Source organism: Streptomyces sp. NPDC057307 (assembly GCF_042667665.1).
GTDB lineage: Bacteria > Actinomycetota > Actinomycetes > Streptomycetales > Streptomycetaceae > Streptomyces.
The window spans coordinates 1-15,155 of record NZ_JBHUZM010000025.1; the positions used below are offsets into that span (position 1 = coordinate 1).

General features: G+C 67.4%; 15 protein-coding genes and 1 pseudogene. 2 read left to right on the forward strand and 14 right to left on the reverse strand.

Going from position 1 to position 15,155, the window contains the following annotated elements; all coding sequences use genetic code 11:
- Positions 1-43: 43 nt before the first annotated feature.
- From ACFUN8_RS12430 to ACFUN8_RS12495, 14 genes and pseudogenes are all read right to left on the reverse strand, one after another.
- On the reverse strand, positions 44-700 hold the full coding sequence (locus ACFUN8_RS12430) for an OmpA family protein (RefSeq protein ID WP_383634982.1): 657 nt from the start codon (positions 698-700) through the stop codon (positions 44-46).
- A gap of 11 nt (positions 701-711) precedes the next feature.
- Positions 712-1,302: a hypothetical protein gene (locus ACFUN8_RS12435; protein ID WP_383634984.1), complete on the reverse strand. Its 591-nt coding sequence runs from the start codon at positions 1,300-1,302 to the stop codon at positions 712-714.
- Positions 1,303-1,331: 29 nt separating this feature from the next.
- A pseudogene (locus ACFUN8_RS12440) lies at positions 1,332-1,955 on the reverse strand (pilus assembly protein TadG-related protein); the annotation flags it as partial.
- A 29-nt stretch (positions 1,956-1,984) separates the two neighbouring features.
- Complete coding sequence (locus ACFUN8_RS12445) at positions 1,985-2,230, reverse strand: hypothetical protein (RefSeq protein ID WP_383635096.1); 246 nt, start codon at positions 2,228-2,230, stop codon at positions 1,985-1,987.
- 221 nt (positions 2,231-2,451) lie between these two features.
- Complete coding sequence (locus ACFUN8_RS12450; protein WP_383634986.1) at positions 2,452-3,552, reverse strand: response regulator; 1,101 nt, start codon at positions 3,550-3,552, stop codon at positions 2,452-2,454.
- 115 nt (positions 3,553-3,667) lie between these two features.
- Positions 3,668-5,005 (reverse strand): sensor histidine kinase, encoded by a 1,338-nt coding sequence (locus tag ACFUN8_RS12455; protein ID WP_383634988.1) that lies wholly within the window; start codon positions 5,003-5,005, stop codon positions 3,668-3,670.
- A gap of 61 nt (positions 5,006-5,066) precedes the next feature.
- Positions 5,067-5,951 carry a DUF5936 domain-containing protein gene (locus tag ACFUN8_RS12460; protein ID WP_383634990.1) on the reverse strand — a complete coding sequence of 295 codons (885 nt, stop codon included), beginning with the start codon at positions 5,949-5,951 and terminating at the stop codon, positions 5,067-5,069.
- Positions 5,952-5,967: 16 nt separating this feature from the next.
- On the reverse strand, positions 5,968-6,906 hold the full coding sequence (locus tag ACFUN8_RS12465; protein WP_383634992.1) for a type II secretion system F family protein: 939 nt from the start codon (positions 6,904-6,906) through the stop codon (positions 5,968-5,970).
- A 57-nt stretch (positions 6,907-6,963) separates the two neighbouring features.
- Positions 6,964-8,304, reverse strand: a complete 1,341-nt coding sequence (locus ACFUN8_RS12470) for a CpaF family protein (protein WP_383634994.1) — start codon at positions 8,302-8,304, stop codon at positions 6,964-6,966.
- Between the two features lie 97 nt (positions 8,305-8,401).
- The gene (locus tag ACFUN8_RS12475) at positions 8,402-8,884 is read right to left on the reverse strand and encodes a TadE family protein (protein WP_383634996.1); all 483 of its coding nucleotides are present in this window, start codon (positions 8,882-8,884) and stop codon (positions 8,402-8,404) included.
- A 3-nt stretch (positions 8,885-8,887) separates the two neighbouring features.
- Entirely contained in the window at positions 8,888-9,346 is a 459-nt protein-coding gene (locus ACFUN8_RS12480; RefSeq protein ID WP_383634998.1) for a TadE family protein, read from the reverse strand.
- 47 nt (positions 9,347-9,393) lie between these two features.
- Positions 9,394-10,641 carry a CpaE family protein gene (locus ACFUN8_RS12485; RefSeq protein WP_383635000.1) on the reverse strand — a complete coding sequence of 416 codons (1,248 nt, stop codon included), beginning with the start codon at positions 10,639-10,641 and terminating at the stop codon, positions 9,394-9,396.
- A gap of 7 nt (positions 10,642-10,648) precedes the next feature.
- Positions 10,649-11,362 (reverse strand): Flp pilus assembly protein CpaB, encoded by a 714-nt coding sequence (gene cpaB / locus ACFUN8_RS12490; protein ID WP_383635002.1) that lies wholly within the window; start codon positions 11,360-11,362, stop codon positions 10,649-10,651.
- Between the two features lie 152 nt (positions 11,363-11,514).
- A complete protein-coding gene (locus ACFUN8_RS12495) occupies positions 11,515-12,393 on the reverse strand; it encodes a hypothetical protein (protein ID WP_383635004.1) in 879 nt (292 codons plus the stop codon).
- Positions 12,394-12,934: 541 nt separating this feature from the next.
- On the opposite strand from ACFUN8_RS12495, the gene ACFUN8_RS12500 reads away from it, so the two are divergent.
- On the forward strand, positions 12,935-14,398 hold the full coding sequence (locus tag ACFUN8_RS12500) for a hypothetical protein (RefSeq protein ID WP_383635006.1): 1,464 nt from the start codon (positions 12,935-12,937) through the stop codon (positions 14,396-14,398).
- 25 nt (positions 14,399-14,423) lie between these two features.
- Positions 14,424-15,149, forward strand: coding sequence for a hypothetical protein (locus ACFUN8_RS12505; protein ID WP_383635008.1), 726 nt, complete (start codon positions 14,424-14,426; stop codon positions 15,147-15,149).
- Positions 15,150-15,155: the final 6 nt, after the last annotated feature.

The following is a 15,155-nucleotide window of genomic DNA, read 5'->3' on the forward strand; positions in this document are numbered from 1 at the left end:
CCTTGGTACGGACGGCCGGGGCAGCGCCGTGGCGTGCGATGGATCAGTTCTGGGAGGTGTCGGTCTCACCGCGGGGGAAGGAGATCTCCACGCGACGGTTCTTCTTACGGCCCTCTTCGTTGCTGTTCTCCGCGATCGGGTACTGCTCGCCGTAGCCCCGGATCTCGAATGTGATGTCGGTGGCTGTCAGTTCCTTCTCCAGCACGCCGTGCACAGCGTCGGCGCGCTGCTTGGAGAGCACGTCTCCGTGCGCGGAGGAGCCGAGGTTGTCGGTGAAGCCGAAAACCCGGACCTTCTTGGCGCCGTGCTTCTCGATCTCCGCCGCCACAGCGGCGATACGGGAGGTCGCGGCGCTGGACAACTTCGCGCTGTCCTTGCCGAAGAGGACCTCGGCCTGAAGCGCGAACTTCAGGGTTTCGCTCGTCTCCTCGCGACGCTCTTCTCCGCCCTCCGACTCGACGACCGAGATGATGGGCAGCACCTTCGCGGGGGCGAGCGTGGCACCGTCGCGGATCTTGAGGCCGGAGGCGTTGCCGTCCACCTCCGGTGGCGGTGCTGTCGACTCCGTGCCCGGTGGCGTGCTGGGGGCCTCGTCCGCGGACGCGTTCCCCGACATGGTGAACTGCACGCTGGTGAACAGGACGGCCGCGGCGATCGCCGTCGCCGCCGGCCGTGCGGCGGGCCCGCGCGTGCGCGACATGAATCCACGCATCAGGAGATCTCAATCGTCGCGGTGGGCATCAGCGGAATCTGGAAGTCGACCTGGGAAGTGCCGTCCGGCGGAGCCGGGAACTGGGCGAAGAAGTTCTCGGTGGCGCCGTCGTCCATACCGCTGATTCCCATGGTGGTCAGCGGATTGCCTTCCGTGTCACGCAACACGTAGTAGCGCTTCTTCTCCGCCTTGTCCACGAGCGTGACCCCGGCCAACGACTTACCGGTTCGCCTGACCTGACTCTCCCGACCGCTCCAGGCACTCGGGGTCGACTGCCTGTCCCCACTGGTGTTCTTGATAGTGCCGGTCACCGTCAGAAAACCGCCCTCGTCACGGGCGGCGGTGTGGATGGTGAACTGGAATCCGTTGCTGCCGTTGATCGTCGCCAGCGTCTGGCTGGTGTCCGGCACCGTGTTCCCGCCGTCGTCCTTCGCCCCGTCCTTGGCCGGGGTGGAGGACGAGGCGTTGTCGGCGTCGTCCTTCCCGCCGTCGTCACTGCCGCCACAGGCCGTCAAGGACACGGTCAGCGCCACGGCCGCGAGGACGCACCCCGCTGCCCTACGGGCTTTCGTTCCATGCCGCATATTCATCAGTGTTGATCCTTTGCGTTCACTCGCGGTCAGTCCTCGGCCAGTCGGACGGAGAACAGGACAGACATGTCCGGCAGCACCAGATTCTTCGGGTTCAGATCCAGACCCCTGCCATTGCAGACGAGTTCACCGGGCAGGGAAGGCTCTTCCTCGCCCTCTTCCTCGTCCCCGTCGCCGGGCTCGGGATCCTCTTCGGGGTTCTCGTCTTCCTCCGCCGGCTTGAACTCACAACGAGGGACGATGACCGCCGTGGCCGTGGCCTCGGCCTTCTTGTCCTCAGTGCCGGGCAGGATGTTGTCGCCCATGGGCTTCTGGGTTCTGACATCGACCTTGACACCCCAGGCGCCGTTGGCCGGGGTGGTGCACCCATTCGGCTTCACATCGACGCCGTTCTTGTCGGCGAGGTCATCAGCCGCCGCACAACCGAAGAAGGGGCCGACCGAATTGCCGTTGAAGACGCCGCCCAGATAGCCGGGGGTGAAGAAATTCGCCAGGAGCTCCTCCGCGAAACGGTCGCGGGATTCCTGTGCCGCCGCCAGAGCCGCGGCGTCGGCCCCGGACTGGGCACCGTTACGTGTGGCGCCCGCCTGGCCCACCGCGAAGAACGCGAGCGCGAGAAAGAGCAGGCCCGCCACCATCGTGATGTAGATGGGAGCGGCCTGCCCCGTCTCGCGGGAGTCGGCTACTCGCCGCCACCACCGCCGAGGATCTCGCCGACCGTGCTGGTGAGACCGTCGGCGATCGTGTCGTCCACGTCCGAGCCCACGATCGCCGCGATGATCAGCGCCACCAGCACGATCACACCCACATACTCGACCGCGCCCTGACCCTTGTCGCTCCGACGCCTCATCGCCGCGACAGCCGTGTTCACCCAGGTCCCGACGGAGAGTCTGGCGTTGGTGGCGGCTCTCAGCGTGACGTTCGACATGAGCTTCCCCTTTGATGTCGGCCGACCGGCAACCGGCCGACTCGTACAAGTCTCGGACACCACCCGCGCTTCCGGCTTCCTCCTGGCCGGTCCCGCTGGCGACATGAGAAATATACGACGGCACGACACCCTCTGGTATGGGCTTCAAGACCCAACGCCCGGTCCGGCCAACAGACCGGTCCCTCCCGGCGAATTCACGGGCCGTCCGGCCCTCGGCGCGCTCAGTCACGACCGGCCGACCCCCCTCGTGCGACACCGTGCCAGAAGGCGATCGCCTCGCCGCGGCTACCGGCATTCAGTTTGGCAAAGATGCGGTTGATGTGGTTCTTCACGGTCTTCTGGCTGATGAAGCAGGCGGCGGCGATCTGCTGATTGGTCATCCCTGACGCGATCAGGTCCATGATCTCCACCTCCCGCTGGCTCAGCTCGGAGTAGAGCCCCTCCGAGGTTCCCGACGCCCGAGGCATCCCCGGGGCTGTCTGCCCATGGGGTGAGTGTGCCATATTCGATTGCGAAAGCGAAGATGGCTGTGCAAAACGTTGCGGGTTCAACTCACGTTCACCTGGTGTCGCTTGACGACCAGCAGGTGGGACGTACGGAGGATGCCCATGACCGGCATGTGCGTTTGCAGACGAATGGCTCGGCTGGGCCGGCTGGTAGCCGGGACCGGTGAACGCCGTACCCAGCCCCTCGGGGAGCGCTCCGGCGCCCGGATCCGCCCCGCCGCCGCCCCGCACGCTCGCCAGCAGCGCGCTGGAGGCGGAGTGGGTGAAGTGGGCCCTGCCCTGCTTGATGTCCCGCACGGCGGCCACCAGTTGGTCGGCCGTGAACTCACCGTGGACGAGATAGCCGCCCGCGCCCAGCCGCAACGCCTCATGGACGATCTCGCTCTCGCGGCTGTACGTCATCATCAGGACCGGGGCGAGCCGCACCAGGTGCGGCAGGGCGGAGATCCCGTCGACTCCCGGCATCCGGACGTCCAACAGGACGACGTCCGGGTGGTGTTGCACGGTCTGTTCGTACGCCTGGCGGCCGTCGGCGGCCTCCGCGGCGACCTCGATGTCGTCACGGCCGGACAGCAGGACGGTCAGTCCCGCCCGTACGACCGGATTGTCGTCGGCGATCACGACGCGCAGCGCCGGCGCCGCGGGCATCGGCCCAGGCAGGTCGGGGAATCCTCCGGATGCCGCGGGCGGTGCTGACGTGGGGACTCCGGCGGTGTGCTCCGAGCTGAGCGGTGTGGCGTGCGAGGACGAGTGCTGCGATACGTGCGACTGCTGCGTCCAGTGCTGCCCGGAACTCCGGGAGATGTCGTCCGGCATGGCTGCGGCCTCCTCTCATGGGTGGGGACGGTGGGCGGGTTGCTGTTCCGGGACGGACGTTCTGGGACGGAGGTTCTGGGGTGGAGCTTCTGGGGTGGAGCTTCTGGGGTCGGGTTCAGTTCAGAAGTGGTGCCGGGTGCTGTTGCGGAGGACGGCCCTGGGGCAGTCCCAGGGCCGTGAGTGAGAGTTCCAGCCGTACCTCTGTGCCCTTCGCCGCCCGGCCTCTGCCGATACGGATACGGGCCCCGATCGACGCCGCGCGCTCCACCATGCCGACGAGACCGAAGTGGCCCGCCCGCCTGAGGTCTTCGAGCGAGGTGCCCTCCGGCAGGCCCCGGCCGTCGTCGTACACGCTGATGCGCAGCACGTCGCGGACCACGCCCGCCGATACATCGACGTACGTCGGGTGTGCGTGCCGTTTCGCGTTCTCCATGGCCTCGGTGGCGATGGTCAGGGCGTGCCTGGCGACAGCGTGCGGTATGGGCGGCATCGCCGTCTCGCCGAGCTGCCGGAAGGCCGCCTGGACACCGTGGCGCCGGGTGAAGTCCTCCGTGCGTGAGCGGAGTTCGGCGACGACGTCGACCCCGCCGTCGAGGCCGGACTCCCGGCGCAGGTCGGAGAGGAGTTCGCGGGACTCTGCGGCGGCGCGGCGGGCCGAGCGCGCGACGAGTTCCGCCTGATGCTTGACGGTGAGCGGGTCCATGCGGTCGGCCGTGCTGGCGAGTCCGTCGGCGGCCATCGCCAGACCGTGCAGGGTCTTGGCCACCGAGTCGTGCATCTCTCGGGCGAGCCGGGCCCGTTCCTCCTCGACCGCGCCGGTGACGGCGAGCCGGGCGCGGGCCTCGGTGAGCGCCTGGCTGGCGGTGCCGAAGCCGAGGATGAGGTTGCGCAGGGTGCTGCCGACGGCGCCGGCGATGACGCACAGACCGGGAAGCAGCAGGGCCGAGAACGCCGCGTCGACCTCGGAGTTCACCACGTACGCCGCGCCGATGATCAGCGATTGGAGCACCGCGAAGAACGTGGCTCCACGCCAGCCGTAGACGAGTCCCGCCAGCAGCGGCGTGCAGATGGTGACGTAGGCGAGCGTGGAGTCCGGGGAGGCCGTGACCAGGAGGAGCGACCCGAACAGGGTGTCCGCGGCGAGGAGTACGGGGTGCCGCAGCAGCACGGGCCCGAAGCGCTCCCAGTCACGGAACAGCAGGTACGACACCATGAACGTGACGATGACCGCGGAGGCGACGAGCCAGGTGGCGAGGCCGGCCGCGGTGCGTTCCAGTGCGAAGGGAGACGCGAGCGCGATCATCGCCAGCCGGAAACCGAAGACCTGCCGGCACAGCGCCTGGAGAGCGTTGACCTGAATCGGCAGTGACGGCACATGATCAGGCGCGGTGGTGGTTGAACCGGGTGGTTCGCTGCTGATACCGCCCGTGAGTACTGCGAATCTCGGGGTCATGGGGACTCACCTCCCGCTCGGATGTCGTTGGGCTGCTGCGCTTCGGCCGGCCATCGTCCGATCAGCCGAGAATGTTTCCGAAGTCGACTCCGGAACCGTAGTAGAAGCTGAGGACAATGAGAATCATGGTCGCCGGGAGCATGACCATCGTGACCACGAGAGTCGTCTTGGGCACGGCCTTCGCCGCGTTGCGACGCGCGTTCTGCGAGTCGGTCCGCCGCATGTCGTTGGCGATCTGGATCAGCGTGTCGACGATGGGCGCGCCCAGTTCCTCACCTTGCTGAAGGGCGGTGACGAACATCGAGACCTGGTCGGAGTCGTTGCGCTTGCGCAGATGCTCGAACGCGTCCCGACGGCTCACACCCATGTCCATCTGGCGCAGTGTGATGCGCAGTTCGTCGGACCAGGGTCCCTTGTACTTCTCCGCGACACGGTCCAGGGCCTGCCGGAACCCGAGGCCGGCCGAGACGACGACAGCCAGGACGTCCAGGAAGTCCGGCAGCGTACGTTCGATGTCGTCACGGCGCTTGCGTATGGCGGCGCGGATGATGACGTCGGTCCAGAAGAAGCCGTAGACCAGGGCGAAGATCCCGAGGGGCACCTGACCACGGATCACCAGGGCGAAGCAGGCGAAGCCGCCGAGGAATCCGTAGACCGCGCGCCGGGCCGCGTACCGGTCGACGGTCATACCGCCGGGGTTGCCCGCCATGTCGAGGCGGCGGCGCAGCGCGTCGACGCGCTTGGGTCCCATCATCCGCAGCACGGACGGGGCGTAGCGGATGCCCAGCCGGTCGATGCCGGAGCCCACGGCGGTGGTACGGCTGGCGCCGATCTCCAGGGCCACGGCCAGGTCGCCGGGGAGCTTGGCGTCGGCGCGGTACAGCCGAACGCCTTGGAAGGCGCCGTACACGGCGAGGCCGATGACGGCGGCGAGTAGAAGTCCCATGTCTCGTCTCCCCCTCTCAGACCTGGATCCGGGACATTCGCCGGATGGCGAGATATCCGACCGCGTACAGAGCGAACGCGACGATCGTGCCGACCTGGCCGATCGTGGCCCCGGTCATCTTGTCCAGCGCTCCGGGAGTCATGTTGTTGATGAGCAGCAGGAAGCCGAGACCGATCATGGGCACCGCGAGCGCGGTGACCTGAATCTGCGAGAGCACGGTCTTCACCTCTCGCCGTGTCTCCTTGCGCTCCTCCAGCGTCTCGGTGAGATTTCGCAACGAGGTCACGACCTGTCCACCGGCCCGGCTCGAAAGCACCAGCGTGGTCACGAGCACGACCAGTTCGCGGGAGGGCAGACGGTCCGCGAGTTCGCCGAGCGCGTCGTCCAGTGTGTGGCCGACCGCCAGTTGGTCGGCGACCCTGCGCAGTTCCTCACCCGCGGGGTCGTCCAGTTCCTCGGACGCCATCACCAGGGCGGTACGCATGGCGAGCCCGGCCTGTGTGGCGTTGGCGAGCACACGCGTCAGCTCGGGCAGCTGGTTGATGAAGGCTTCGGTCCGCTTGACCCGCTGCCAGTTCAGGAACGCGTTGCCGCCCCACAGGCCGGCCAGTGCCGCCAGCACCCCGAAGAACGAGGCGAAGATGGCCCCGATGATGAAGTAGAGGCCGAGCAGACCGGCCACCACGTACACGAAGTACTCGCCCGGTGTGAGATCGAGGCCGGTCACCGCGATCTTGCGCTCGATCCGTTTGCCGATGCCGGTCTGGCGCAGGCGACGGTCGAGCCCTCTGAACCGGCGGTTTCGACCGACTGTCGTTATCTGTCCCGTGTGGGACATTCGCTCGACGAGCGCCTCGCGTTGGGCCTTGCCCGACGAGTAGACGTGCACGCCGATGACGGCGAGCACACACGTCAGCAGTGTGATGCCAACCGTCAGGAGCGGAAGATTATCCATGTCGTGCGGGGACCTTCTGGGTGGGCGGCGGGCAGGGACGGGCGTCGGGGGCGGACATCAGGCCGCTGTCTTACGGAGGGCGAGTTCTTCCTCGGACTGTGCGACGCCGAAGGCCGGGGGAATGGGTTCGCTCTTCATGTAGAGCCGCTCGGCGATCCGGCGGGGAATCGGGTAGTACTCGAAGTGGCCCGGGATCCGGCCGTCGGCGGCCATGGGCTGGGCGAGATAGCGGCAGACCGACACGATCCGGTACTCCTCGCGGCCGTGCGAGTCGACGATGGCGATCTCGGTGACGCGTCGGGAGCCGTCGGCGTGCCTGGTCAGCTGGACGATCACATCGACGGCGCTGTTGATCTGGTCCTTGATCGCCACGAAGGGGATCTCGACCTCCGACATGGAGGCCAGGGTCTGCAGTCGCATCAGCGCGTCCTCGGCGCTGTTGGCGTGGACGGTCGCGAGCGAGCCGTCGTGACCGGTGGACATCGCCTGGAGCATGTCGAGCGTCTCACCGCCACGGACCTCACCGACGATGATGCGGTCGGGGCGCATACGCAGGGAGTTGCGGACGAGGTCACGAATGGTGACCTGGCCCTTGCCCTCCACGTTCGAGGGGCGGGTCTCCAGCGTGATCACATGCTTCTGCTGGAGCTGGAGTTCGGCGGAGTCCTCGATGGTGACGATGCGCTCGCCGTCCGGGATCAGCCCGGACAGGGCGTTCAGGAGTGTGGTCTTGCCGGTACCGGTGGCGCCGGAGACGATCACATTGAACTTCGCCCTGACCAGACCGGACAGGAGCATCATCATCTGCTCGTCGAGCGAGCCCAGTCCGATCATCTCCGGCAGGGTGAACGCGCGCGGGAAGCGACGGATGGTGAGGATGGGGCCGCTCAGGGAGAGCGGCGGGATGATGACGTTGACACGCTCGCCGGACGGGAGTCGCGCGTCCACCATCGGATTCGCCTCGTCCACGCGGCGGTTGACGGTGGAGACGATGCGCTCGATGGTCTGCATCAGCTGCTCGTTGGAGGCGAACCGCATCGGCAGCATCTCCAGCCGGCCGCCTCGTTCCACGAAGACCTGCTCGTGGCCGTTCACCATGATTTCGCTGATGGAGGCGTCTTCGAGCAGGGGTTCCAGGATGCCGAGGCCGAGGGCTTCGTCCACGACGCGGCGGATGAGCTGGGAGCGTTCGCCGGAGGAGAGCACGGGGCCCTCGCGGCTGATGATGTGGCCCAGCACCCGTTCGAGCCGTGCCCGGCGCTCGGCGGCGGCGAGGGCGGACATCTCCGCGAGGTCGATCTCTTCGAGGAGCTTGGCCCGGTAGACGCCGACGAGCAGGCTCTCTTCGCTGCGTCCGTTGGTCGGCTCGGGGCTGCTGATGCGCGCCCTCAGGCTCATGTCCTCAACTCCCAGGTGCTGCTGGTGTGGTGCTTGGGTGGTGCGTGCTGTCTCCGCTGTCTCCGCGGATCCGGGTAAGGGACCGGCCGGTCGTGCGTCAGTCCATGGGCATGGTGGTGTCCCTCTTGGCGGTGCCGAGGTCGAACAGTGCCGGGAAGATCGACGGGATCTGCACCTCGGCGGTGACCTTGACGTCGTCGAAGCCCGGGTCACGGTCGAACGTCGTGTCGTTGGCCAGCCAGTCGCTCATCGAGGACTCTCCGACCTGCTCCCAGCCCCCGTCGTACTGCGAGGCCGCGCGGGCCGCCGCACGGGACGCCGTACCTGCCTGCTGGACCGAGTAGGCGGCCAGGCCCAGTTGTATCGCCGCCAGGCCGGCGATGAGCAGGAGGAAGAGGACACCTGCGAACTCGATCGAGGCTTGGCCCTTGTCACGGCTGTCACCGTGCCCGTCGCCAAGCCGTTCGCTGTGCCCGCCGCCAAGCCGTTCGCCCTGCTTGTCGCCAAGCCGTTCGCCAAGCCGTTCGCCGTGCCTGTCGCCGGGTGCGGAGCGCCTGTCACGGAGCATTAGGTTCACCATGTTTCAGCTCTCCCTCACCGCGACGGCGTCACCGGTGACTTCGACGTCGACGTTGAAGCCCGGGAAGAGGACCGGAATCTCGAGCTGGACCTCTGCCTTGACCACGTCGTCGTCCGCCCAGCAGTGGATCTCCCCTATGTCCCACGCCTCCGGAAGGTCCTCGTTCACGGCGGCCGTGCACTCGGCCAGTCGGGTGCCGGGAAGCGCCACGGTCGCCGCGCGTACCGCCTCGTCCGCCGCGTTGCCCGCGAGGGAGAAGGTGTAGCCGACGAGCGCGGCCTGCCAGAGCAGGATCGCCGTGGCCAGGATGATCGGGACCAGGCCGGTGAACTCGACGGCGGTCTGGCCGCGGTCGTCGCGCATCCCTGTCCGGCGCGGGCTCTCGCGGTGCCGCGACACGTCACCGTATGTCCCGGTCACCGCTCCGCCCTCGCTCAGTGCGTCTGTTGCTGGATTGCTCATGGTTCAACGCGCCCCCTGGTCTCGTTGGCCCTGCCGTCCTGCGGTCATCACTTCGATCGTCCGCGTCGCACTCCGACCGAGCCCCGGTCTCCCTTGAACTTCCCCTGTTTCTCCGCGCCTTCGGGAGTTTTCACCAGTCCCAGCTCGCCGGCGAGCCCCCAGAGCGCCTGTTTCACCGTCGACTTGGAGTCCAGGTCCTGCATCCGGCCCGCGTCGACCACCGCGTGCAGCTCCTTGAAGTTCGCCGGGATGACGATCCGCGACACCTTGGTGCTGGTGATCTTCTCGATGAGGGGCGGCTGGATCTCGGTGTTCCGCATGTAGCGGTTCACCACGATCGTCGTCTCCTCGGCCTTGCGGATCTGCAGCCGGTCCCAGAGCTTGACCATGCGCTTGGCCGCCCGCACCGCCACCACGTCGGGCGTGGTCAGCAGCAGGGTGGTGTCGGCCATCTCGATCGCCGCCGCGTTCGCGCTCGTCGTCTGTGTGCCGCAGTCGACGATCACGACCTCGTAGCGGTTGCGCAGGGCGCTGACGATCTGGCGTACGGACCGGTCGTTTATCTCCTCGCCCCGCTCCCCGTCCCCCGGCGCGAGCAGCAGCCCGATGCCGGTGTGGTGGGTGAACACCGCGTCCTGGAGCACGCGGGGCGAGATGTCCTGGATGGTCGCGAGGTCCACGATCGAGCGGCGGAACTGCACGTCCAGGTAGGAGGCGACGTCGCCGGCCTGGAGGTCCAGGTCGGCGAGCGCCACCGTCATGCCCGACGCCTTGGCGGCGAGGGCGAGCTGGACGGCGGCCACCGTCGTACCGACACCGCCCTTCGCCCCGCTCACCGTGACGACGGTGCCGCCGGGGCCGGTGAACACGTCGCCGCCGTGGCCGAGGTGGCGCCGTACGCCCACGGACCAGCCGGCCGCGGCCTGGACGCGCTGGGCGAGTTCCTCGTACGAGAGGGGAAGACCGACCAGTCCACGCGCGCCCGAGTCCATGGCGGCCGAGAAGAGGCCGGGGCTCGCGTCGGCGGTGACCAGAATGACCCCGACCGCGGGGAAGCGGAGGGCTACCTCCCGGATCAGCTCGAGAGCTGGGACGGGACCGATCCGCTCATGGACCAGAACGACTTCCGGCAGTTCGTCGATCGACTCCGCGGCCAGCCTGGCCAGGGTGTCGATCAGCGAGGTCGAGTCACCGACCGGCCCGGCCGGCTCCGCGTCCGGGAGCTGGCTGAGCAGGGTGGTGATGGATCTTGCGGCGTCGGCATCGCCGACGACCGGAAGGATTCTGGTCGTCATTCGTCCCTCACTTGTCCCCTTCGAGGGTGTAGGTGCTCTCCCCGGGGCGCAGCGTGGTGGGGCTGTCGTCGGGAAGCAGGGCGAGGCGTACGTGCTGTGCGAAGGACTCGGCGTAGGCGACCCGCTGGGCGTCCTTGGTCTTCAGGGCGAAGGTGATCGGCACGGCCGAACGGGGACCGGTGCTGCTGCCCCGGTCGTCCTCCTTGGGCTCCAGCGGCGTCAGCGAACCGACGTCGATGACCTTGGCGTTGGGCACGATGATCCGGGACTGTGCGTTGTCGCCCTCGCTCTCGGCGGAGAAGGTGGCGAAGATGTTGACGAGGTCACCCGCGTTGATCTTGCCCGCGACGCCGGTCGCGGCATCGATCATGATCGCGATCTCCTGCTCGTCGTTGGCGAGGGCGGGCCGCTTGACGATCATGTCGTCCTGGAGCAGCGACCCCTTCTTGAGCTGGGTGACCGCGATCTTGCCGTTGACGACGGCGAGGTCGGTGACCGCGTTGTCGGACAGCCAGCGCTTGGGCATCTCTATCTTCTCGAACTGCCCCTCTTCGAGCGCCGTGTACGGAGCGACGTCCGCCTTCAGCCGGTACGCGGGCACCTCGGGTCCGACCTTCGAATTCACGTCGCTGATCACCGAGAGCACGCCGGCGAAGGCGCCGAAGGCGCAGAGGACGGAGAGGAGAAGGAGAATGATGCCGCGGCGTTGCCGTGAATTCATGAGCGGGACAACCTCGTTCGAAGACGTGGGACGAAGACGTGGGACGGGGGCGTAGGACGGGGAGTGACGGGGTGGCTACGGAGACGGGGAGAGCGGTTGTCGTACGGCGGCGCCCGCCGCCCCCGGCCCGTACGAACCGCCTGGCAGGCGGGTTACGACCCGTGGCGGGTGGCCGTTCCCTGGTTCAGGACACCTGAACCGTGCGTTTGGTTCTCGGTCGGGGAGAGCGGTGCGGAACAGAATCCGCAACGATCACCGATGAGTTCGAGACCGCACCAGGAACACACCTCTCGCCGTACGGATGAAACCAGCTGGTAAAGAACGGAGATATCCGGCAGGAACGCGGCGAATTCGATCATCTTGGACGTTCCCCACCAGCGTGGAGAATCCGCGAGGAGTCCCATCTCCTGCACCCCCTGCACCTTCCAGGCCGGCGCCAGTGTCGCGGTCACCCAGTCCGACTGCAACTGCCCCTTGCCGACGAGCAGTTGCGTGCCGAACTCGGGGCCGGTCAGCTCGCCGTTGCCGATCTTGATCAACTGGGGATCGGGGTTGGCGAGGACACCGAACTGCGAGCCCGGCACCCAGGACTTGGCGTGCGACTTGAGGCTGACCGGGACACGGTCGAGTTTGGTGACCGAGTTGAGGAGGGCGCCCGCGTGGATGTAGTGGGAGAGCAGCCGGGCGGCCGACGCGACGACGCCGGCGCTGAAGTCACAGATGGACAACTGCCGTAGCTGCCGGACGAGTACGGCGAGCCCGAGCGGCGGGAGGTCCAGCTTGAGAAGGGCGATACGGTCGCTCTCCAGGACAGACCGGACAGTGTGCAGCCGCTGTTCGTGCGCCACCGGGATGGAGGCGGGGTAGACAGCGACGACATAACCCTGCTGCTCCACCAGGACCTGCATGTCCGCGAGCGCAGCCTCCAGAGGCTGGGCATCGGGCGCCTGCAGCAGGGCCGCCGTGGGCGTCTGCTGGTCGGTGGGAGGCAGCACCAGGTCGTGACTTGTGACTGCTATGGCGGTTGACACCTGGATCCCCGTTCAGCTCGGCCGCCGGAGTTCCGACGGCCGCCGTTCTCTCTCCTGCTGGGTCCTGTCGCTCGGTGTTCGACAGTCGTGGTTGGCGGTCCTGCTCAGCAGTCGTTGTCGAAGTCCTTCGACTACTGCTCAGCACTTTATCCACGACTTAGGGCACAGAGAACACCTCACCGATGTCAGTGGTACTGCGCTCACTTCGTAGGCACCACCAAAATCGGGCGAAGCAGTCAGGCGTTAACCCATGTTTCATTTGAAGTCGAAAGTAGCCGACGCCGGATGCTCCCACCAGTAACTGGTGGGCTTTGGGTCCGGGTTGGGTCCACGGACCCACGCCACCGGGTCCGGCCCGTCCGTACGCTCCGATTCGATTCCGTATACGCGAAAAGTTGCGGTCACCGAGGGGGACGGTCGGATGAGACGGGAACTGGTACGAGGACGACCACAGGGCCGACCACAGGACGGGCCGTACGGCAGGCCGCGGAACCGCCGTCCAGGGGGCGACCGCGGAACCTCCGCCACCGAGTACGTGGGCGTGATCGTGGTCGTCGCGGCCATCGCGGGAGCGATGGTCGGCACCGGTGTGGACGGGACCATCGCCGACCAGTTGAAGTGCCTGGTCACGTTCGGACCGTGCGACCCCGGCGGCGGCAAGCCGAACCAGTCCGCCCCCAAGACCGACGCCGACTACGAGCCGCCGCTCTGCCAGATCTCCTCGATCAGCGACAAGGCGGGCGCCAAGGGCAAGTTGCTGTTCATCGAGTGGGGCGAGGAGTACGGCTTCCAGCAGCAGACCTTCCAGTCCAAGAACGACGTCAACAAGGACGGCAAGGTCGACGACAAGGACCAGCAGGTGATGATGACCTTCACCGACGCCGCGTCCGTCGCCGCCAAGAAGGACTGGAAGCCGGGCGCCAAGGTCGGGAAGTTCGGCTCGGACAAGGTCGAACTCGGTGCCGGGATCAAGGTGACCAACGGGGACACCTGGGTCTTCGACAGCGAGGAGGACGCGGCCAAGTTCCGCGACGACATCGAGGACCTGAAGACGTACGAGCTGGCCAACCGGCACGCCAACTCGCGTGGTGGCGGGCTCGGCAACAGCATCGCCTACTTCTTCAACAGCGGTCCGATGTACGAGGAGGAGCAGCTCCGCAAGCGCATCGACGAGAAGCTCGGCAACCGGCACATCAGCTACGGCAAGGTGGGCCTGGAGGCCAGCGCCGCCGGCGGTATGAAGCTGTCGGCGGGCGACGAGAAGAAGCTCAGCGCGACGCTCGGCGGCAGCTTCAAGTTCTCGCCCGAGGTGACGTGGACCGACAACAACTACCGGAATCTCAAGTCGTACACGTACAGCGCCGCCATCGAGTACACGGGCAAGGTCGGCTACGAGGCCGGGCCCATCAGCGGCGAGTCGAGTGCGACCACGACGCAGACCGGCACCATCACCGTCAGCCACGACAAGACGACCGGTGAGCTGCTGCGCATCGACATGACACGCACCGTCGAGAAGGGCGCCACGAAGGACGGTGTCTCGGTCGGCGGCGACAACGGCAAGAAGGACGACGACAAGCGGGGCGGCAGCGGCAGCGCCAAGGGCACGGACAACGAGACCGGTATCGAGGTCGTCACCAACTCCGTCGTCCTCAAGCCCGGCGCCGAGGGTGCCGAGCAGCGCGCGATCGCCCAGAAATGGCTCGACGGCAGCGGTGACAACGGAGCACCGTTCGCCTACATGTTTGACGACCACGCGCCGACGAAGCGGCCGGGCAACGACGACCCGTTCGGTCAGCTCCTCTTCGACGAGGGCCTCTCCAGCAAGAACACGTACACCGGCCAGACCGAGGCGGCGGAGTACGGGTTCGAGCTGAACCTGGGGCTGAGCTTCGGCTTCTCGGTCTCCACCGAGAAGAAGGAGGAGAACCTCAACGACGCGCAGTTCCTGGGTGCGCCGAAGGGGGAGAACCGCAGTTATGTCCCGTACAGCTACTGTGCGAACTGATCCCGGGGACAGGAGCACACACGCCATGAGCAGCAGGAAGAAGACGAGAGGGACGACGATGGCCAGGCGGACCGGACGGGCGACTGATCCGACCTCGACGGCGTCGGCGACCTCGACCGCGTCCGTATCTGCGCCCGTATCGGCGCCCGTATCGGCGCCCGTATCGGCTCCGCTCGCGGGGCTCGCGGCGCTCCTGCTCCTGCTCCTGGCCGGGTGCGGCTCGGAGGCGGAGAGCGGCGCGGTGCCGGAGGGCTGGGGCACGCTCAAGACCCCGGCGGTCACGGTGGCGCACCCGGCGGCGTTCGAGGCGCAGAGCGCGGGTGAGCGCAGCAAGTACAACGCGGCCGCCGCGACGCTCTCCGACGAGAGCGGGACCATCGGCATGATCACCGTGCAGGTCGACTTCACGGACGCCGACTCGGTGGAGGAGGCGGCGATCGGCGCCGAGGCCGGGGTCGCGCTCGGCTCGACGCTCGGGAGGCAGGAGGAGATCCAGGTCGCCGGCCCGGACGGCGACGAAGAGGCCCGGCGGGTCAACTTCCAATTCACCCAGAAGGATTCAGGCACCGACTCCGGGGCGGGGACCCCGGGAGGGGCACTGGACCCGAAGGCCGGCACGCGGGTCGACGGCGTGATCATCGCGGGCCTCGACGCCGGCGACAAGACGTACGCCGTACGGATCGACGCGGTCAAGGGAAAACTCAGCAAGGGCGACCTGCAGAAAATCATCGACTCGATCACGGTCAATTAGGCGGTC

Bases quoted from the DNA above. Each gene is read 5' to 3' on its own strand.
- ACFUN8_RS12430 (WP_383634982.1), bottom strand. From the start codon at position 700: ATGTCGCGCACGCGCGGGCCCGCCGCACGGCCGGCGGCGACGGCGATC.
- ACFUN8_RS12435 (WP_383634984.1), bottom strand. From the start codon at position 1,302: ATGAATATGCGGCATGGAACGAAAGCCCGTAGGGCAGCGGGGTGCGTC.
- ACFUN8_RS12445 (WP_383635096.1), bottom strand. From the start codon at position 2,230: ATGTCGAACGTCACGCTGAGAGCCGCCACCAACGCCAGACTCTCCGTC.
- ACFUN8_RS12450 (WP_383634986.1), bottom strand. From the start codon at position 3,552: ATGCCGGACGACATCTCCCGGAGTTCCGGGCAGCACTGGACGCAGCAG.
- ACFUN8_RS12455 (WP_383634988.1), bottom strand. From the start codon at position 5,005: ATGACCCCGAGATTCGCAGTACTCACGGGCGGTATCAGCAGCGAACCA.
- ACFUN8_RS12460 (WP_383634990.1), bottom strand. From the start codon at position 5,951: ATGGGACTTCTACTCGCCGCCGTCATCGGCCTCGCCGTGTACGGCGCC.
- ACFUN8_RS12465 (WP_383634992.1), bottom strand. From the start codon at position 6,906: ATGGATAATCTTCCGCTCCTGACGGTTGGCATCACACTGCTGACGTGT.
- ACFUN8_RS12470 (WP_383634994.1), bottom strand. From the start codon at position 8,304: ATGAGCCTGAGGGCGCGCATCAGCAGCCCCGAGCCGACCAACGGACGC.
- ACFUN8_RS12475 (WP_383634996.1), bottom strand. From the start codon at position 8,884: ATGGTGAACCTAATGCTCCGTGACAGGCGCTCCGCACCCGGCGACAGG.
- ACFUN8_RS12480 (WP_383634998.1), bottom strand. From the start codon at position 9,346: ATGAGCAATCCAGCAACAGACGCACTGAGCGAGGGCGGAGCGGTGACC.
- ACFUN8_RS12485 (WP_383635000.1), bottom strand. From the start codon at position 10,641: ATGACGACCAGAATCCTTCCGGTCGTCGGCGATGCCGACGCCGCAAGA.
- cpaB (WP_383635002.1), bottom strand. From the start codon at position 11,362: ATGAATTCACGGCAACGCCGCGGCATCATTCTCCTTCTCCTCTCCGTC.
- ACFUN8_RS12505 (WP_383635008.1), top strand. From the start codon at position 14,424: ATGAGCAGCAGGAAGAAGACGAGAGGGACGACGATGGCCAGGCGGACC.